The organism is Microbispora cellulosiformans, assembly GCF_008728085.1.
Lineage (GTDB): Bacteria > Actinomycetota > Actinomycetes > Streptosporangiales > Streptosporangiaceae > Microbispora > Microbispora amethystogenes.
Genome location: NZ_VYTZ01000001.1, coordinates 56,084 through 75,736, shown reverse-complemented (window position 1 = coordinate 75,736; position 19,653 = coordinate 56,084). Strand labels below are relative to the sequence as shown.

Below are 19,653 nucleotides of genomic sequence, written 5' to 3'. Positions count from 1 at the left end.
CGCATGGCCCGCCTCCGGAGTTTTCCGACGCTTTTTAAGTGCAATTCATTGTCGGAAAAGCGGCTCTCACGTTTCTCTCCGCGCGATACCGGCGGGCCGCGGTTCGCCGCACCAGCGGCGCAGCGCCGCCCCGAGCTCGCCGGCGTCGGCCCCTCCGTCCCTGCCGCCCCACGCCACGTATCCGTCGGGCCGGACGAGGACCACGGGCGGGCAGCCGCGCCCGATCGGCTCGGCGAGGGTCGCGGTGACGACCCGGCCGGACCAGCCGTCCAGCTCACCCGCGACGCCCGGAGGGCCGGCCAGCACGAACCGGCCGTCCCGGAACCGCTCGAACAGGCGCGAGCCGTCGGTCAGCGGCCGGTCGGGGACCCGCCGCCCGGCCCAGGACCCGCCGTCACCCGCCGGATAACGCAGGGTGAGCCCGGACAGGTGCTCCAGGTTCACCCGCTGGATCGCGCGGACGCGGACGAGCTTCGTGACGATCATGCGGACCAGCCGTGCGGCCACGCCGTTCGAGGTCTCGAAGCGGAAGGAGAGGTCGGTCTTGCGCAGGGTCGCCGCGGCGATCGGGTAGCGCTCGTCCTCGTAGCTGTCCAGCAGTCCCGGCGGCGCCCAGCCGTCGAGCTCCGCGCGGAGCTTCCAGCCGAGGTTGAACGCGTCCTGGATGCCCGTCTGCAGGCCCTGGCCGCCGGAGGGGATGTGTGTGTGGGCGGCGTCCCCGGCCAGCAGCACCCGGCCGACGCGGTAGCGCCGGGCGTGGCGCTGCGAGCTGCGGAACCGCGACAGCCAGATCGGGTCGTACGGCTCGACGTCGATGCCGAGGATGCCCGCGCAGCTCTCCCGCAGGTCCGCCGGGGTCACCGGCAGCGACGCCGGGACGTGCATCTTCTCGTGGTCGAACACGATGACCCGGTAGGTGTCGTCCCTGAAGGGGAACAGCGCCGCCATGCCCCGGCGGGTGATGCGGGCGTAGGCGGGCGGCGACGGCGGGTTGCGCAGCCGCATGTCGCCCATCATGACCGACACGTCGTAGTTCCAGCCCTCGAAGTCGACGCCGACCGCCGCGCGCACGGTGCTGTTCACGCCGTCGCAGCCGACCACGTAGTCGGCGCGCTCGGTCGTCACCACGCCGTCCGGGCCGCGCACGTCCACCTCGGCGGACTCCGCGTCCTGGCGCAGGCCGACCACCTCGGCGCCGGTGCGGACCACCGCGCCGGCCTCCTCGGCCGCGGCCTGCAGGGCGGCCTCCGTGCGGTGCTGCGGCACGACCAGGCTGTACGGGAACGGCGTGTCGAGCAGGCCGTAGTCGAGGTAGCCGTTCCGGTCGCCTACCGGCGGGTGCGGGCAGGGGCGGCCGTCGGCCAGCAGCCCGGCGACCCGGCCGCGCATGTCGAGCAACTCCATCGTGCGGGGCTCCACGGTGAAGGCCCGGGACAGGGCGGCGCGGCTCGACCGCTTCTCCACCACGAGGCAGTCGACACCGCCCGCCGCCAGCTCGCCGGCCAGCGCCAGCCCCGAGGGGCCGGCGCCGACGATGATCACACGTGACACTGTCGACTCCTCGTTGGCGGGGCGGGGCGGTAGTGCGTCCGCATGTCCGGGGACGTCCGCAGCAGCTCGGCCAGCGGGCCCGCGGCGACGATCCGGCCGTCCTTCAGCAGCAGCACCTGGTCGGCCCGCTCCAGCAGGGCGGGCCGGTGGGAGACCGCGAGGCAGGTCGCCGAGGTGGCGAAGATGCGCCGCCACAGCTCCTGCTCGGTCTCCACGTCGAGGGCGCTGGACAGGTCGTCCATGACCAGCAGCGCGCTGTCGCGGGCGAACATCCGGGCGGCGGCCGTGCGCTGCGCCTGCCCGCCGGAAAGGCGTACGCCGCGTACGCCGATCTCCGTGTCGAGCCCGCCGCCGAGCCGCTCCAGGTCGGGGCCGAGCACGGCCAGGGCCGCCGCCCGTTCGACCCGGCCGTCGTCCGGCAGGCCGAGCAGCACGTTCTCCCTGATCGTGCCGGACAGCAGGGCGGGGCTCTGCGGGGTGTAGGCGACGCGCGGCGGCACCATGAAGTCGCCCGGGGCGTCGACCCGCTCACCGTTCCAGTGGATCTCGCCGTCCTGCGGCGCGTAGAGGCCGAGCACGGTGCGCAGCAGCGTCGTCTTGCCCGATCCCACCGAACCGGTCACGACGGTGACGGTCCCCGGCCGGAGCGTGAAGGACGCCTCGCGCACCCCCCGCCCGGAGCCGGGGAAGACGTGCGTCAGCGACCGCACCTCCAGCTCGCGCAGCGGCTCCGGTTCCGGCGGCGCCGTGGTGAGAGACGCGTCCTCGCGCAGGTGCAGCGGGTGATGCTCGACCAGCGTCCGCGAGGGCGTGCCGGGCAGCATGGCGGCCGCCCGTACGAACGAGACCCGGGCCTGCTGGTAGGTGCGCACGAGGTAGCCCATGAAGGACGTGTAGTCGGCCACCTGCATGAGATAGGTGGAGAACAGCACGAAGTCGCCGGTGGTGAACTCGCCGGACCGCATCCGGCCCGCCGCCAGCAGCAGGATCAGGCCGGAGCCGATGCTCGCGGTGCTGTTGAAGACGGAGTCGATGGCGAGGCTCTGCACCTTGTCGCGGATCATCGCGGTCTTGCGCGCCTCGTTGTCGCGGCGCAGCCGGGCGACGACCTCGCGTTCCCGGCCCGCCGCCTTGATCGCGCGGGTCGCGGACACGATCTCCTGGATGGTCCCGGTGACCTGGGCGGTGGCCGCCCTGCTGCGCACCCGGATGCGGTACGCGCGGGCGCGGGCGAGCTGCGCGAGGACCAGGACGACCGCGAGCGGCGCCATGACCACCAGGGTCACCTGGACGTCGACGCTGAGCAGGATCGCCAGCCCGCCGCCCGCGAAGATGAGCCCGGACATCATGTCGAAACCCCAGCCGCCCATCATCGCGATGGCGTCGCTGTCGTCCCGCAGGGTGGAGATGTTCTCGCCCGCGGCGGCCGGCAGCGGCTGCGCGCCCGGCTTGCGGAACACCAGGGCGAGCAGGTTGCGCTGGATCAGCCCCCGGGCGCGCAGGTACCAGCCCGCCCAGGCCACGGTCGCGCCGACGATGGCGACGCACCGGGCGAGGCCCGCGCCCACGGCGACCGCCACCACCGTCCAGACGGTGATCCCGGCGGGCGCCCGGCCCTCCAGGACGTCGAACAGCAGCTTGCCGAGCACGCCGGGCAGCAGCGGCCACAGGTGGAAGATCGCCCACGCGGAGGCGGCCAGCAGGTAGCGCCAGGGGCTGTAGGTGATCAGCCGCCAGAGGAACCCCAGCGGGGAGGGCTCGGCCGGTCCGTTCATGTGAGCACCTTCCCGACCTGGTAGAGCCGCGCCAGCCGGGAGCCCGGGTCGGCCAGCAGGCCGGCGGTGGCGCCCCGCTCGGCGATCGCGCCGGTGTCCAGCACGATCACCTGGTCCGTACGGCGGATCGTGTCGAGCCGGTGGGCGATCACGATCGCGGTGCGCCCGGCGAGCATCCGGTCGAGCGCGCGCTCCACCTGGGCCTCGGTGACCGGGTCGAGCCTGCTGGACGGCTCGTCGAGCACGACCAGCCCCGGATCGGTCAGGAACACCCGGGCCAGCGCGATGAGCTGCGCCTGCCCGGCCGACAGGGTGCCGGGCGAGATCCGCGAGGAGAGCCCGTCGGGCAGCCCCTCCAGCCAGGGCCGCAGCTCCAGCACGTCGAGGATCTCCAGCAGCCGCCGGTCGTCGGCCCGCTCGTCGAAGAAGGTCAGGTTCTCCCGCAGGGTGGCGTCGAAGATCTGCACGTCCTGCGGCACGAACCCGATCCGCGACCGCAGCGACGCCAGGGCCGCCTCGCGGACGTCGACGCCGCCGACCAGCACCTGTCCCCGGCCCGCGTCGTACAGGCGGAACAGCAGGGAGGCGATGGTGGTCTTGCCCGCGCCGGTCCGGCCGACGAGCCCGAGCGTGGTCCCCGCCGGGACGTCGAACGACACCTCGCGCATGACCATGCTCTCGGACTCGTCCCCGGGATCTTCCTGGCCGTAGCCGAAGCTGACCTGGTCGAACCGCACCGACAGCGGGCCGGAGGGGATCGTCGCGGTCCCGTCGGCGAGGGAGGACCGGTGGGCGAAGAGTTCGGCGATGCGCCGCGTGGCGGCCATCGCCTGCTGCAGCGTCTGCACCTGGTGGCGCAGCACCTCCATGGGGGTGTTCAGCATCGCGGCGTACGCGACGATCAGGTAGACGCCGGCCAGGGACACCACGCCGTCGCGGTAGAAGACCCCGCCGTAGCCGAAGGCGATCGCCGTGCCGGCGGTGAACGCGATCGAGAGCACGACCCAGATGGCGCTGCCCCAGCCCTCGGCCCTGACCTTCACCGGCAGCCAGGCGCGCAGGTGCCGGTGGAAGCGCGCCATGGCGTAGCCGGTGGCGCCGGACGAGCGCAGGTCCTCGGTGGCGAGGGTCGCCTCGCCGACGTAGCCGAAGAACCGGGCGCTCTGCTCCCGGTCGTCCTCCCACTTGAGCCCGGCGATCCCGGCGATCCGCGACAGCGCCAGATAGCTCAGGATCGTGACCGCCGTGAAGGTGAGCCCGACCCGCCAGTCGAGGGTGGCCAGGGCGATCAGGATGCCCAGCACCAGCAGGACGTTGCCGGCGATGTGGAGGATCAGGCTGGAGAAGAACTCCGCCACCTGGTTGACGTCGCCGTCGATGCGCTCGATCAGCTCGCCGGGCGGGCGGGACTCGTGGAAGGTCAGGTCCAGCGACAGCACGTGCGCGGTCAGGTCCTCACGGGCGGCGTTGGTGGCGGTCCACGAGACCCGCTCGCTGGCGTACGCCGACACGATGCGGGCGGCCTGCCGCGTCACGGCCACGGCCAGGAACACCCCGGCGATCCCGACGAGCGTGCTCTCGGCCCGGCCGAGCTGGACCGACTCGATGAAGTGCGCGGCGATGCGCGGCTCGGCGATCTCCAGGCCGATGGAGAAGACCAGCAGACCGGCCATGACCGCGACGGCCGCCGGCTGCGACCCCACGTAGGCGCGCAGGAGGGAGCCGGCGGTCATCGGCGGCCGGGCGGTGCTCACCCGTCCTCCAGTTCGTAGCCGTCGAGGCACCGGCCGGCCAGCGCGGCGTACCGGCCGGGGTCGCCCTCACGCACGAGGGCGGGCAGGTAGACGTGCGGAGCGCCGTGGTAGAAGCGCTCGTACTGGTCGTGCCGCCCGGCGAACTCGCTGCCCACGGCGTCCCAGGCGAGCTTGAACAGCTTGATCCGCGACTCGGCGTCGTAGCCGGGGGACTTCACGTACTTCCCGAGGAGCGCGGCGACCTCCGGCCGCAGCAGGTCGCGGTAGGAGGACGGCAGCTGGATCAGCCCGCCGCCCGCCAGCAGCTTGATCTCGTTGATCACCTTGGGGTAGAGGTCCGGCCCCACGGCGAGCTGGGCGTACGCCGTCTCGCGGTGCGGCATGACCGCGTCGGCGCCGGGCACCGGCTCGCACAGCTCCTCGGCGGCGACGACCAGCGCCTTGGCGGTGTTCACCCACGACAGGAGCTTGCCGATCTGCATCCGCACCGGCGGCATGTCGTAGACGTTGTTGGCCTTCGCGACGAGGATGGCGATCCCGGTGAGGAACTCCAGCTTGGTCCAGAACCGGGTGGCGCCGTGGTGGACGAAGCTGACGAACGCCGGGGTCTTCCAGAACTGCGCGTGGCAGGCCTCCGGGTCGCGGTAGGCGAAGACCCGCTCCCACGGCACGAACACGTCGTCGTAGACCACGAGCGCGTCGTTCTCGTCCAGGCGGCTGGCGAGCGGATAGTCGAAGACGCTGGTGGCGCGGGCCTCGTAGGAGGTCCGGCTGACGAAGGAGATGCCGGGCGCCGCCACCGGCACGGAGAAGCTCACCGCGTAGTCGGCCTCGCTCGGCGGCATCCGCTGGGTGACGCCGACCAGGATCTCGTCGGCGAGGGCCGCCGCGGTGCCGATCATCTTGGCGCCGCGCACGACGATCCCGTCGTCGCGCTCGGCGACGACCCGCAGGCAGAGGTCGTCCTCCATCTGCTCCGACGGCGCCTTCGTACGGTCGATCTGCGGGTTGACCAGCGTGTGCGCCTGGTAGAGGTCGCCCTCGGCCATCCGCCGCCAGTGCGCGAGCAGGTTGGCCGAGCCGTCGAAGCCGTCGCGGGCCAGCACGCCCGGCACGGTGGCCATCCCGGCCACCGCCGAGGCCATGTAGTCGGGGGAGCGGCCGAGGAACCCGAACGTCGCCTCCGACCACAGCTTGAACGCCCTGCCCTTGGCCTTGAGCTCGTCCTTCGTCCGCGGGATCTGGTAGGCGCGCGACACCGGCCCGTCGACGCCGGGCACCGACGCCGTCAGCGTCTCGGGGTGCTCCGCCGTCAGGTCGTACAGGTCGGCGATCGAGCGGACCGAACGCCGGAAGGCGGGATGGGTGGTCAGGTCGTCCACCCGTTCGCCGTCCAGCCAGATCGTCCTGCCGTCGCGCAGCGCGTCGAGGTAGTCCTTGCCGGTCCTGGTCATCGTGCCGCCTCCGCCCAGCGCAGCCCCGGTTCCGACGCCGACAGCGGGGGCCCGGCCACGCGGAGGGGCGCCCGTGCTTTCAGCAGCATCTCCTCGAACTCCTCGGCGGGATCGGAGTCGAGCACGATCGCCCCGCCCGCCCCCACGGTCAGGCCCTCGGCGGTGGCCACGGCGGTGCGGATCACGATGTTGAGGTCGGCCGTGCCGTTGTGGCCGAGGAAGCCGATGGCGCCGGAGTAGACGCCGCGCGCCGTCTGCTCCATCTCGTCGAGGATCTCCATCGTGCGGAGCTTGGGCGCGCCGGTCATCGACCCGCCGGGGAAGCACGCCGTGACGCAGCCGATCGCGTCGACGTCCGGCCGCAGCGTGCCCTGGATCGTGGACACCAGCTGGTGGACGGTCGCGTACGTCTCGACCGCCATGTAGCTGGGCACGTGGACCGAGCCGACCTCGCAGACCCGCCCGAGGTCGTTGCGCAGCAGGTCGACGATCATCAGGTTCTCGGCCCTGACCTTGGGATCGGTCGTCAGCCGGGCCCGCAGGCGCAGGTCCTCCCGGCGCCCGCGCCCCCGGGCCGCGGTGCCCTTGATCGGTTTGGTCTCCACGGTCCGGTCCGGCCGGATCCGCAGGAACCGCTCGGGGGACGAGCAGAGGACGGCGAAGCCGCCCAGCCGCAGGAAGGCGGCGTACGGCGCGGGGTTGGACGCGCGCTGCGCGAGGTAGAGCTCCAGCGGGTCGCCGGTCACGGGCAGCCGGGTCTGGGTGGTCAGGCAGATCTCGTAGCTCTCGCCCTCGCGCAGCTTGCTCCGGCACGCCTCGACGTCGCGCAGGTAGCCGTCCCTGGCGCGGAGCAGGCCGGGCTCGGGGTCGTGGCCGTCGGCGGCGGGCGCGTCGGCGCCCGGCGGCGGCCGCCACCGGGCGAGCCGCCGTTCGGCGCGGGCCAGCCAGGACGACGCGGCGGGGTCGTCGGGCGACCGGGTCAGCGCGATGAGATGGGTGGCCCGCTGCTCGTGGTCGACCACCACCAGGCGGGTGGCCGACAGCCACACCGCGTCGGGCGTGGCGGCGCGGTGCCGGCACGGCGAGCCCAGCTCGGCCCGCAGCTCGTAGCCGAAGTAGCCCACGTATCCGCTGGTGAGGTCGAAGGGCACGTCGGGGACGTCGAGGACCGGCTCGGCGAGCCGCGCCCGGAGGGCCTGGAAGATCGACTCAGGCGTGGTGACGGTCTCCGGGCCCGGCCCGCTCCGGATCGTGAGCCCCTCGCCGACGGAGTAGCTCAGGATCTCGCCGTCGCGGCCCTCCGGCGCGCCGAGGAAGGAGAACCGCGACAGGCCGGGCTCCACCCGGCTGCTGTCCAGCCAGAACGCGTGCTCCAGGCCGCCGAACAGGTCCGTGAACGCCGCCGCCGTGTCCACCTCGTACGGCACCACGCGGTGCAGCAGCCGCCACGGACGGACGGCGGCGGGCGGCCTCTCGGGCGTGATGGGCGCCGGCCGGACGGCCGCCCGTCGCGGCGCCCGCGCCGGGCGCAGCGGCCTGCCCTGCTCCGCCAGCGCCTTCGCCACGAGGCGGCCGAAGTTCTCGACCAGTTGGGCGCCGAACTCGGTCGCGATCGACTCGGGGTGGAACTGCACTCCCCAGAGGGGGCGCTCCCGGTGCCGCAGCCCCATGAGCACGCCGTCCTCCGCCCACGCCGTCGGCGTGAGGGAGGAGGGCAGGCCCTCCTCCGGGACGCACAGCGAGTGGTAGCGCACCGCCTGGAAGTCCTGGGGCAGCCCTTGGAAGAGGTCCTCGCCGGTGTGCCGCACGCGGGTCAGGTGTCCGTGTCGCGGCCTGGGCGCGGGCACCACGTCGGCTCCCGAGAGCAACGCGATCGCCTGGTGACCGAGGCAGACCCCGAGAAGCGGGACCGTGGTGCGCGCCACCACCTGCCGGACGGCGCCGAGGTCGCGGTCCCGGCCCGGATGGCCGGGGCCGGGGGAGACGACGATCGCGTCGAACTCCCCGATGTCCAGACCGGGCCACGCGGCGTCGTCGTTGGTCACCACCGTCGGCTCCGTGCCGTACACCCGGGCCATCAGTTGAAAGAGGTTGTAGGTGTACGAATCATGGTTGTCGATCAGTAGCGTACGCATACGGTCCCTCATCTCGACCAGTAAAGCTACGACTTGCATAAACCGCGGCCTGGTCTCGGACAATGCGAAAAGAGCGAGGTGAGAGCGGGCTGAGAGCGGGGCCCGGCGGGCGAGAGCGGATTGATACGGCAATGGATATCCGCCGCGAATACGTTCACGAGGCCAGAATCCCGGCCACCGGAGAGTCCTATGACCGCCACCGAAATCCCCGTACTCCCCGACCTCAACCACTCGACGGAGCGGGCCAGCGCCGGAAAGCAGCCGGCGACCGCCGACCCGGGCCTCCTCGGGTACCCCGCCTTCGCGACCGCGGCGTTCGCGCTGGCCCTGTTCCTGACCGGCTTCAACCAGGTCACCATCCCCAGCACGCTCGCCGCCCCGCTGCCGATCATGTCCCTCTGCGGCGTGCTCCTCATCGGCGCCACCGTCTGGGCGGCCCGTCGCGGCGACGGCTGGCAGGCGACCATGTTCGGCCTGTTCGGCGCTTTTTGGCTGAGCTTCTCCATGCTCGTGCTCGGCCTCGTCAACAGCTGGTTCGGCCAGCTTCCGGAGCCCGCGCAGCGCGGCGCCCAGGCCAACTTCATCCTGGTCTGGCTCGGGCTCATGACCGTGGTGACCCTCACCACGCTCCGCCTTCCGAAGATCTTCGGGCTGCTGTTCCTCGTCATCGACTTCTCGCTGCTGACGCTGTTCATCGCCGTCAGCGTGGCGCGGCCCGGTGCCGCCGGCGACCCGTGGATCCTCCCCTTCGGCATCATCGCGATTTTCTCGATGCCGCTGATCGGCATGTACCTGTTCGCCGGTTCGCTGAACGCCTCCCTCGGCGGCAAGATGTTCCCGGTGGGCAAGCCGTTCAAGAGCTGAAACCAGCCCTGCGCAAACCTGCACGGCTGATTCCAGCGCTGGAACGGTAAGGAAAGAACGAAAACCACTCGATCAGGCGGGCGTCGGAGAAGGGCGCCCGCCGAGGTCGGGTAATTCGCCGATTGAGGAGTGGAAAGCGTGACCGTATACAACCGCCGGGGATTCCTGGCCGGCGCGGCGGCGGCCGGGGCCGGCCTGGCCTCGGGGGTCGCCCTGGGCGGCACACCGGCGTCCGCGGGAACCACCGGCACCCGGTGCGTGCCCGAGTTCGGCCCCTTCGTCGTCCGGCCGGGCGATCCTCGCTTCGACAGCCTGCGCAGCGGGCACAACATGCGCTTCACCGGCGCGCCCGACCAGGTGACCGTGGTGGGTTCGGCCGAGCAGGTCGTGGACGCGGTCGGCGCGGCCGTGGCGGCGGGCAAGCGGCTGGTCGCCCGCTCCGGCGGCCACTGCATGGAGGACTTCACCACCACCTCCGACGTCAAGGCGGTCGTCGACCTGTCCCAGATGACGGCGGTCTACCACGACGCGCGGCGCGGGGCCTTCGCCGTGGAGCCAGGCGCCCTCGTCGGCGAGGTGGCCGAGACCCTCTTCAAGGGCTGGGGCGTGATGATCCCCTTCACCGGTTGCGCGACCGTCGGCATCGGCGGGCACATCCCCGGCGGCGGTTACGGCTTCTTCTCCCGCAAGCACGGCCTCAGCGTCGACCACCTGAACGCGGTCGAGGTCGTCACCGTCGACGCCACGGGCAGGCCCCGCGTCATCGTGGCCACCGACAGCCCGTCCGACCCCAACCGCGACCTGTTCTGGGCGCACACCGGCGGCGGCGCGGGCAACTTCGGCATCGTCACCCGCTACTGGTTCAGGACGCCGGGCGTGACGTCCACCGACCCCACCCGGCTCCTGCCCCGGACCGGCAACCAGCGGGCCCGGCTGCTCATGTGGTCGTGGGACGCGATGACCGAGCAGGCCTTCACCACCCTGGTCGGCAACTACTGCACCTGGTACCAGAACAACAGCGCGCCGGGCAGCCCGGCGGTGAACCTGTGGGGCACGCTCACCACCAACCACCGCTCAGCCGGGACGCTGATGCTGCTGGCCGGTGTGGACGAGTCGCTGGCGGACGGCCAGGCGATGCTCGACGCCCACTTCGCCGCCGTGACCGACGGCGTCGGCGTCGAGCCGATGGTCGACGTCCAGGAGACCACCCCCTGGCTCGACCCCCGCAACTGGGTCAGCGACCCCGCGGGACGCCAGAAGAACAAGACCGCCGACCTGCGCCGCAGTTACACCCCCGCGCAGATCGCGACGCTCTGGCGGCACCTGAGCGACGACTCCTACTACAACCCCAACGCCCTGGTGAACATCACCGGCTTCGGCGGGCGGATCAACAGCGTCGCGTCCGGCGCGACCGCCGCCGTCCACCGCGACTCCGTCCTGCGGGTCTACTTCACCGCCGGCGGCTGGAGCAGCGAGTACGAGGACGAGGCCAACATGGCGTGGGTCCGGAACCTCTACCGGGAGCTCTACCAGGACACCGGCGGGGTGCCGGTGCCGAACGCCGTCAACGGCGGGGCGTTCATCAACTACCCCGACAGGGACCTGGCCGACCCGGCGTGGAACACCTCCGGCACTCCCTGGCACACGCTCTACTACCGCGACAACTACCCCAGACTGCAGCGGATCAAGAAGCGGTACGACCCGCGCAACGTCTTCCGGCACGGCCTGTCCATCGGCCTGCCCTCCTAGCACACAGCACACCCCCCGCGCCCGCGGCGCGAATCCGGAGCCGGAGGATCTCCATGCTCACTCATCCGTCAACCCGGACCGTCCCCGACGGAATCAGGGGCAAGAGCCTGATCGCCCTGTCCGTCGTGGTGGCCTTCTGGGCGCTCATCATGGTCGACGAGATGGTGATCAGCATCTCGCTGGCCGGGATCGGTCAGGCGCTCCAGATGTCCCAGACCGAGCTCTCCTGGGTCGTCAACGCCTACCTTCTCCCGTACGGCGGCCTGCTGCTGCTCGGCGGCAGGGCCGGCGACATCCTCGGCAAGCGCCGGGTGTTCGTCGCGGGCGTCGCCTTCTACACCGCGGGCTGCCTGGCCCGCGCGCTCGCTCCGGACGCCTGGCTGGTGATCGCCGCCCGGGGGGCCCAGGGCGTCGGCGCGGCGCTCGCCACGCCGTGCGTGCTGGCCCTGATCGTCAGCATGTTCGAGGAGGGCCCGCTGCGCCGCCGGGCGATCAGCGCGTACACGGTCGCGGGGGGCGCCGGCGCCGCCGTCGGGCTGATGCTGGTGGGGCTGCTCGGCACGATCAGCTCCTGGCGCGTGGTGCTGCTGCCCAGCGCGGTCTTCGGCCTCGTCCTGCTGGTGCTGGGTCCGATGGTGATCGCCGAGACCCCGCGCCGCCCCGGGCGGTTCGACTTCGCGGGCGCGCTGAGCGCCACCCTGGGCGTCGTCGCGATCGTCTACGGGCTCACCACCTCGCAGGGCGGCGACTGGCTCAACGGCTGGGTGATCGGCTCCGTCGTGGCCGGCCTGGTGCTCCTCGCGCTGTTCGTGCTGATCAGCAGGCGGGCCCGGCAGCCGCTGCTCGACCTGCGGCTGTTCGCCGACCGGAGCCGCGTCGGGGCCTACCTGGTGCTGATGATCACGCCGGGCGCGCAGATCGGCCTGTTCTTCTACCTCAGCCAGTATTTCCAGATCGTCCTCGGCTACAGCACCCTGACCACCGCGTTCGCCTTCCTGGCCGTCTCCGTCGGCATGACCGGCGCGGCGAGCCTGGCCGTCCGCCTCGAACCCAGGATCGGCGGGCGGATGGTCGTGCTGATCGGCGCGGTGCTGCTGCTCATCTCCAACGCCTGGCTGCTGCGGATGGACATCGGCGACGGCTACTGGACCGGCGTGCTGCCCTCGCTGGTGCTCGTCGGGGCCGGCGTCGCCATGGCGATCATCCCCGCGTTCAGCCGCGCCACCTCGGGCGTCGAGAGCGAGGACGCCGGTGCGGCGTCCAGCGTGGTGAGCATGGTGCAGAACGTCGGGTCGTCCCTCGCCCTCGCCGTGATCGTGGTCATCGCCACCGCGGCGAGCACCCGCGCGACCGAGCACCCGCCGGCCGGCCTGTCCAAGGAGGCCCTCGACGGGTACGTGTTCAGCCAGGGGATGCAGGCGACCTTCCTGACAGGCGCGGGCTTCGCCGTGGCGGCGCTGCTCGCCGCCCTGCTCATCGGCAGGTCCCGGACCTCCTGAGAGCCCGCGATGAGCTACCGGCACCCGCTTGAGGAGACCAGGCTCCTGGAGTCGTTCGCGAACACGATCGACGTCGAACGCGGCGTCGATCTCCTGGAGAGCGTGGCGGGCATGCGCGCCTGGCTGACCGCGCAGGGGCTGCCCGCCCACGTCACGCCGCACGACCTGGCCCGTGCCCGCACCCTGCGGGAGGGCCTGCGGGCCCGGCTGCTCGCCGACGGCGAGCAGCCGGACCGCCGGTCGACGGCCGCGGCGCACGCCGTCCTGGACGGCCTCGCACTCCGCTCCGACGACCCGCTCGCCGCCATCGCCCGGGCCTGGCTCGCCACCACCGCGAGCGGCGAGTGGCCGCGCCTGAAGCGCTGCCCCGACCGGCGGTGCGGCTGGGTCTTCTGGGACGGCTCCCGCGACGGCACCCGCACCCGCTGCTCCCGCCCGCCCATGCTCATCAACGAAAAGGTGGTGACCCAGGCGAGCGCCTCACCTGATGTGCACCTGATCGACCTGCCGGCCCTGTACGGCCGGAGCTGACCCGGCTCGGCCCGGCGTGACCGGGTCTGGGCGCGCCCGCCGCGAGTCCCTCCCTCGGTAGGGTCCCCTGGGGAGGACGCCGGCGAGAGGAATCGTGAGCGTGGTTGAGCGGGCCGACGAGACGGAACTGCACGGGGCGGGGCTGCACGAGGTGGGGCCCGGGATCTTCGCCTGGGTGCAGCCGGACGGCACCTGGTGGCTGAACAACGCCGGAGCCGTGGCAGGCGACGACGGCGTGCTGATCGTCGACACCTGCGCGACCGAGGCGCGCACCCGGCGGTTTCTCGGCGCGGTCGCCGAGGCGACCGGCGACATGCCGATCCGGATGGCGGTGAACACCCACCAGCACGGGGACCACTGCTACGGCAACAGCCTGCTCCCGGACGACACGGTCGTCTTCGGGCACGCGGCGATGAGAGAGGCCTTGCTGGCCGATCCGATCATCGACGGCTGCCCGCCGATGTGGAGGCCGGTGCCCGACTGGGGACACGTGACGCGCCGCCCGCCGTCGGTGGTGTTCACCTCCGAACTGACCGTCCATCTCGGGGGGCGCCGCGTCGAGTTGCGGCATCCCGGCCACGCCGCGCACACCCCCGGGGACGTGGTGGCGTGGCTTCCCGGCGAACGGGTGCTGTTCGCCGGGGACCTGCTGTTCAACGGGCTCACGCCGCTGGTGCTGATGGGATCGCTTGAGGGGGCGTTGCGGTCGCTGGACTGGCTGGCGGCCTTCGAACCCGAGCGCGTCGTGCCGGGGCACGGGCCGCTCGCCACAGCCTCCGAGCTGCCGGAGATCCTGGCCGCGCACGAGCGGTACTACCGGTTCGTCCTCGACGCCGCCCGGGTGGGGCGTGAGAACGGGCTCACCCCGCTGGCCGCCGCGCAGGCGGCCGACCTGGGCGAGTTCGCCGGATGGGCGGACGCCGAGCGCCTGGTGCTCAACCTCCACCGTGCCTACGCCGAGGCCGAAGGCGGCGAGGTGGATCTCCTCGCCGCCTTGGGCGACGCCGTGACCTGGCACGGCGGGCCGCTGCCGACCTCAGTCTGAGGCCGGCGTCACGACCAGCCCTGCAGTCCGGCTCCGTATGGATAGAGGGGGTTGCCGTAGGTGGTGGGGACGGTCTGGCCCGCGTCGATGCGGGCCCGGATCTCCGACCGCTGGGCGGCGGTCGCGCCCAGGTCGTAGGGGAGGTTCCAGTCCTCGACGGCGTCGGCGAGCACGTCGCCGCCGCCCGGCTTGAGGATCTGGTCGAGGCCGCGTGGGAGCTGCCACGGCAGGCGTCCGCGCGGCGTGTAGTCGCCGAACAGGAGGCCGGCCGTGGCCGGGCCGACCTCCTCACCGCCCCGGTACGTCACCACGATGGCGTCGGCCAGGCCGTTCCACTCGCTGATGACGATGGGCCGGGGGAGGGTCAGCACGACGACCACTGGAATCCCCTGGTTCTTGAAGTTCTGGATGACGGCCAGCTGGTCGGCGGGCAGCTGGGGTTGCTCCTTCACCCAGGCGGTGGCGTGCGTGTAGGTCGGCTCGCCGACCGCCACGATCGCGAGCTTGGGCGAAGGCCCGGTGTCCTGGTAGACGTTGACGCCCGCGGTGGCCGCCCGCGCCTTCACCGCGTCCAGCAACGTCTGCGAGCCGTACTCCTGGTGGAAGAAGCTCGTCCAGATGCAGCAGGCCGATCCGTCGGTGGCCCGCGGACCGGCCACCACGACGTTGTCGCCCGCCTTGAGCTTCAGCGGCAGCACGCCGTTGTTCTTGAGCAGCGTGATGGACTCCCGGGCGGCCTGGTTGGCGAGCGCGACGTACGACGGCTGGTGGAAGCGGTAAGGACCGTTCACCGGGTCGCCGTACGGGTGCTCGAACACGCCGAGCGTGAACTTCAGGCGCAGGATCCGGGTCACCGCGTCGTTGATACGCGCGATCGGGACTCCTGCGAGGAAGGTCGCCATCGTGAACCCGGTGGCTCCGGGGTCGGCCCCGCCCATCACGTCGGAGCCGGCGTTCGCGGCCTTCACCCAGACCGAGGACGGCAACCAGTCGGTGGTGATGAGACCGGTGTAACCGAGGTTGTTCCGCAGGTAGTCGAGGATCGGTTTGCTGTCGCCCGCGCCCGAGCCGCCCGGGTCGAGGTAGGAGCTTCCGGCGTACCCCGGCATGATGTTCACCGCGCCGGCCTCCATCGCGGCCCTGAACGGGATCATGTGGTACTTGATCGTGACCGCGTCATAGGTGATCCCGGCCTCGCCGCCCGCGCCCTCGCCCGGCCAGTGCTTGACGGTCGCCAGCACGGAGGCGGGGTTGAGCTCGGGGCCGCCCTGGAGCCCGGCCACCAGCGCGCGGACCTGGGCGGCCGCGACGTCGGCGTTCTCGCCGTTGCCCTCCTGGATGCGGGGATAGAGGACCTTGGTGCCGACCTCGGCGAGCGGGCCGAGCACGCCGCGCGCCCCGACCTCGAGCTCCTCGCGGCGCTGCGTGTCGCCGAGCCTGTAGTCGAGCGTGTAGTCCTTGCCCGCCGCGAGCGCGCTCTGCAGGGGATAGGTGGTCTGGTATCCGGCGATGGTGTCGCCCGCCGAGACGGGCGGGATGCCGAGCCGGGTTCCTGACGCGGTCAGCAGCACGGCGTGCAGGTCGTTCGGCAACGCCGGGCCGAAGTGCCAGCCCGAGAGCGGGTAGGTCTGGGCGTTGTAGAACATCTGGTACGCCTTCTCCTCGGGGGTCATCCTGCCGAGAAGGTCGTTCACTCTGGTTTCGACGGGCAGCCGCCAGTTCTCGTACGGCTCGATCGTGCCGTTCTTGTCGAGGTCGCGGGCGCCGTTGACGATCGGGACGCCGTCGGCGGCCTGCTCGATGTCGGGCAGGTAGAGGCTGAACGTGCGGATGTTCGACGTCGTCCGGGCGCCCGACCCGCTCACCGCGACGACGAACCACTTGTACGTCCACCGGTCGGGGATGTCCCAGGTGGGCGTGTAGCTCGTGCCGGTCGGCTCGGCGACCTTGGTGTAGAGGTCGATCAGGTTGCCCGAGGCGGTGAAGTCGTAGTCGGTGCGGCTGACGTTCAGCCAGACCTCGTAGCGCACCGCGCCGGAGACGGCCGCCCAGGAGAACGCGGGCCGCCGGGTGTCGGTGATCATGGCCTTGTCGGCGGGGGCGGACAGCGCGAACTGGCCGGTGGTCGCCGGGGCCCTGGTGGGCGGGGACAGCAGGGGAGCGGTCGTGGCCGCCGTGTCCACGGTGCCGAAGACCTGGAACTCCCACAGCGAGTAGCCGTAGCCCGTCGCGCGGGCCGTGCCGACGAAGCGGACGTAGCGGCCGTCGCCGGTGACGTTCAGGTTCTCGACGCCGCCCCTGCCGCCGGTCGTGGTGTAGATCTGCGTCCACGACGTGCCGTTGGCGGACACCTCGATCCGGTAGCCCGTGGCGTACGCGGACTCCCAGTTGAGCATGACACCGGTGACGTGCCCGGCGCCGCCGAGGTCGACCCGCAGCCACTGGTCGTCGGAGTACTGGCTCGACCAGCGGGTCGTCGTCCGCCCGTCGAGCGCCGCCGCCGGGGCGTTGCCGCCCTCCCAGGACGAGGCCGTCACCTGCTTGTACGCCGAGATCGGCGTCCCGCTCGGCGGTGGGTCGGTGGTGCCGCCGCCGCTGGTGTGGACGGCGAACTCCCACAGGGAGTAGCCGTAGGCGGTGGCGCGGGCGGTGCCGTAGAGGCGGACGTAGCGGCCCGAGCCGGTGACGTCGAGGGTCTGTGTGCCGCCGGTGCCGGTGGTGGTGGAGTAGAGGTCGGTCCAGGTGGAGGCGTTGCCGGACACCTGGACCTTGAAGGCCGTGGCGTAGGCCGCCTCCCACGTCAGGACGACCTTGCAGATCGTCGTGGCCGAGCCGAGGTCCACCTGGAGCCACTGCGGGTCGGCGGCGGCGCTCGACCAGCGGGTGCCGGGGTCGCCGTCCACCGCCGCGGACGCGGGCGTCCCGGCGTTCTCGGTGGACGAAGCGGTCGCGGGCCGGTTCAGTGCGCTGTTGGGGCCGGTGCAGCCGGAGGACGTGCCGGTGGTGCCGTAGACCTGGAACTCCCACAGGGAGTAGCCGTAGGCGGTGGCGCGGGCGGTGCCGTAGATGCGGACGTAGCGGCCTGAGCCGGTGACGTCGAGGGTCTGCGTGCCGCCGGTGCCGGTGGTGGTGGAGTAGAGGTCGGTCCAGGTGGTGGCGTCGGCCGACAGCTGGATCTTGAACGAGGTGGCGTAGGCGGCCTCCCAGTTGAGGGTGACCTGGCTCAGCGTCGCCGCCCCGCCGAGGTCCACCTGGAGCCACTGCGGGTCGCCGAACGCGCTGGACCACCGGGTGCCGGTGTTCCCGTCGACGGCGGCCGACGCCGGTGTGCCGGCGTTCTCGGTGGACGAGGCCGTCGCGGTCTTGCCCTGTGACAGCAGCGCGGGCGCGGCGTGCGCGGGCCCGGCGACGACGCTCGCGAGCAGCGCCAGCGCCACCGCCAGGACGAGAGGGAGCCCGCGCCGCAGCGAAAGGGTGTGCTTCATGGCGTCTCCTGCCTGCGCTACCAGCCGACCGCGACCAGCAGCCACTGCGGGTCGCCGTGCGAGACGAACGAGGACTGGCCCGCGTAGTCGTCGTAGGGGAAGCCGTAGGCGAGCTTGCCGATGGCGTGGTCGTGCCAGAACTTCGCGTAGTAGTTCGCCGGGGCGGCCTTGTAGTAGTTCGCCGCGTCCGACTGCTGGGCGTCGGACAGCCCGGCGACGTGCCGGTTCAGCGCGGCGCACATCTTCGGGGCCTCGGCGAGCGGTCCGGCGCACCCGGTGACCTGCGAGGTCGTCGCCGTCACGCCCTGCTGGGCGGCGTAGCCGGTGAAGTAGTTCGCGTACGCCCCGCCGGGCTGGAAGATCGACGCGCTGCCCGGGGCCGGGATGCGGTACGGCGCCTGCACCTGGGCCAGTTGCTTGAACTCCGCGGGCACCTCGTCGATGAACCGCTGGAACGTCGCCGCGCGGGACTCGGCGAAGGTGGCGGAGTCCTCGCCGACCGCCACGTCGTAGCCGTCGCGGGCGTGCAGGCGCATCGCGAGCTTCAGGCCGAACGCGTCCACCCGGGTCGTGTTGCCGTTGAACACCGAAGGCCCGACGGTGAACTCGATGAAGTCGTAGTACTGGCTGTTGGGGGAGCCGAGGTAGAAGTACATCCGGCCCGCCGTGTTGGCCGGCATGTCGAAGTAGGGCTGCTCGGCGATCGAGTGGACCTGGCCGTTGTAGCTCCAGTAGACCTGCGAGTCGGGGTACTGGCCGTTGGTCCTGTTGAGGATCTTGACCATGACGACGTTCCTGGCCGCCGGGATGTTCGAGGTGTCGCCCCAGAAGGCGTCGGGCGGCGGTGTCGTCGGGTCGGTCGAGCCGCCCGTGGTGTTCACGGTGAAGCTCCACAGCGAGTAGCCGTAGGCGGTGGCGCGGGTGGTGCCGTACATGCGGACGTAGCGGCCGTCGCCGGTGACGTTGAGGGTCTGCGTGCCGCCGGTGCCGGTGGTGGTGGAGTAGAGGTCGGTCCAGGTGGAGGCGTTGTCGGACACCTGGATCCTGAAGGCCGTGGCGTAGGCCGCCTCCCATGCCAGGACGACCTTGCAGATCGTCTTGACGGAGCCGAGGTCCACCTGGAGCCACTGCGGGTCGGCGGCGGCGCTCGACCAGCGGGTCGCGCTGTTGCCGTCCACGGCCGCCGACGCGGGCGTCGCGGTGTTCTCGGCGGAGGAGGCGGTCGCGGGCCTGCCCTGGGCGGCGTCGGCCGTGCCGCAGGCGGTGCCGGTCGTCGTGCCGTAGACCTGGAACTCCCACAGGGAGTAGCCGTAGGCGGTGGCGCGGGTGGTGCCGTAGAGGCGGACGTAGCGGCCTGAGCCGGTGACGTCGAGGGTCTGCGTGCCGCCGGTGCCGGTGGTGGTGGAGTAGAGGTCGGTCCAGGTGGTGGCGTCGGCCGACAGCTGGATCTTGAACGAGGTGGCGTAGGCGGCCTCCCAGTTGAGGGTGACCTGGCTCAGCGTCGCCGCCCCGCCGAGGTCCACCTGGAGCCACTGCGGGTCGCCGAACGCGCTGGACCACCGGGTGCCGGTGTTCCCGTCGACGGCGGCCGACGCCGGTGTGCCGGCGTTCTCGGTGGACGAGGCCGTCGCGGACTTGCCCTGTGACAGCAGGACGGGCGCGGCGTGCGCGGGCCCGGCCGTCGCTGTGACGACGCAGGCCACGACCAGGACCAGCGCGCTGAGCACGGCCGTCAGAGCGCGGCGCGTGGGATGGGTCGTCGAACGCTTTCGCATGATGGCGGTCTCTCCTCGGGGGGTGGACGGGGACGA

The 19,653-nt window shown here is 72.1% G+C and carries 12 protein-coding genes; 5 read left to right on the top strand and 7 right to left on the bottom strand.

What is annotated here, in order from left to right; all coding sequences use genetic code 11:
* Nucleotides 1-66 precede the first annotated feature (66 nt).
* From F5972_RS00250 to pabB, 5 genes are read right to left on the bottom strand one after another with little or no spacing between them, the layout of a single operon-like run.
* Complete coding sequence (locus F5972_RS00250) at nucleotides 67-1,551, bottom strand: FAD-dependent monooxygenase (protein WP_150929906.1); 1,485 nt, start codon at nucleotides 1,549-1,551, stop codon at nucleotides 67-69.
* A complete protein-coding gene (locus F5972_RS00245; RefSeq protein ID WP_150929904.1) occupies nucleotides 1,539-3,326 on the bottom strand; it encodes an ABC transporter ATP-binding protein in 1,788 nt (595 codons plus the stop codon). The genes F5972_RS00250 and F5972_RS00245 overlap by 13 nt, the downstream gene beginning before the upstream one ends.
* The gene (locus tag F5972_RS00240) at nucleotides 3,323-5,080 is read right to left on the bottom strand and encodes an ABC transporter ATP-binding protein (protein WP_150929902.1); all 1,758 of its coding nucleotides are present in this window, start codon (nucleotides 5,078-5,080) and stop codon (nucleotides 3,323-3,325) included. Before F5972_RS00240 ends, F5972_RS00245 begins: the two co-directional genes overlap by 4 nt.
* On the bottom strand, nucleotides 5,077-6,534 hold the full coding sequence (locus tag F5972_RS00235) for a 4-hydroxyphenylacetate 3-hydroxylase family protein (RefSeq protein ID WP_150929900.1): 1,458 nt from the start codon (nucleotides 6,532-6,534) through the stop codon (nucleotides 5,077-5,079). Before F5972_RS00235 ends, F5972_RS00240 begins: the two co-directional genes overlap by 4 nt.
* Nucleotides 6,531-8,669 carry an aminodeoxychorismate synthase component I gene (gene pabB / locus F5972_RS00230; RefSeq protein ID WP_150929897.1) on the bottom strand — a complete coding sequence of 713 codons (2,139 nt, stop codon included), beginning with the start codon at nucleotides 8,667-8,669 and terminating at the stop codon, nucleotides 6,531-6,533. The genes F5972_RS00235 and pabB overlap by 4 nt, the downstream gene beginning before the upstream one ends.
* Before the next feature lie 189 nt (nucleotides 8,670-8,858).
* Between pabB and F5972_RS00225 the strand changes: the two genes are divergently transcribed.
* The 5 genes from F5972_RS00225 to F5972_RS00205 all read left to right on the top strand — a co-directional run bounded on the left by F5972_RS00225 (nucleotide 8,859) and on the right by F5972_RS00205 (nucleotide 14,357).
* Complete coding sequence (locus tag F5972_RS00225; protein ID WP_150929895.1) at nucleotides 8,859-9,533, top strand: GPR1/FUN34/YaaH family transporter; 675 nt, start codon at nucleotides 8,859-8,861, stop codon at nucleotides 9,531-9,533.
* Nucleotides 9,534-9,671: 138 nt separating this feature from the next.
* The gene (locus tag F5972_RS00220; RefSeq protein WP_150929893.1) at nucleotides 9,672-11,282 is read left to right on the top strand and encodes an FAD-binding oxidoreductase; all 1,611 of its coding nucleotides are present in this window, start codon (nucleotides 9,672-9,674) and stop codon (nucleotides 11,280-11,282) included.
* Between the two features lie 53 nt (nucleotides 11,283-11,335).
* Nucleotides 11,336-12,781, top strand: coding sequence for an MFS transporter (locus F5972_RS00215; RefSeq protein ID WP_150929891.1), 1,446 nt, complete (start codon nucleotides 11,336-11,338; stop codon nucleotides 12,779-12,781).
* Between the two features lie 9 nt (nucleotides 12,782-12,790).
* On the top strand, nucleotides 12,791-13,312 hold the full coding sequence (locus tag F5972_RS00210) for an ABATE domain-containing protein (protein WP_150929889.1): 522 nt from the start codon (nucleotides 12,791-12,793) through the stop codon (nucleotides 13,310-13,312).
* A gap of 100 nt (nucleotides 13,313-13,412) precedes the next feature.
* Nucleotides 13,413-14,357, top strand: a complete 945-nt coding sequence (locus F5972_RS00205) for an MBL fold metallo-hydrolase (RefSeq protein WP_225311138.1) — start codon at nucleotides 13,413-13,415, stop codon at nucleotides 14,355-14,357.
* Between the two features lie 8 nt (nucleotides 14,358-14,365).
* Here the strand turns inward: F5972_RS00205 and F5972_RS00200 are convergent, their stop codons facing one another.
* Complete coding sequence (locus F5972_RS00200; protein ID WP_150929887.1) at nucleotides 14,366-17,842, bottom strand: discoidin domain-containing protein; 3,477 nt, start codon at nucleotides 17,840-17,842, stop codon at nucleotides 14,366-14,368.
* 17 nt (nucleotides 17,843-17,859) lie between these two features.
* Nucleotides 17,860-19,617 (bottom strand): discoidin domain-containing protein, encoded by a 1,758-nt coding sequence (locus F5972_RS39120; RefSeq protein ID WP_150929885.1) that lies wholly within the window; start codon nucleotides 19,615-19,617, stop codon nucleotides 17,860-17,862.
* Nucleotides 19,618-19,653 lie beyond the last annotated feature (36 nt).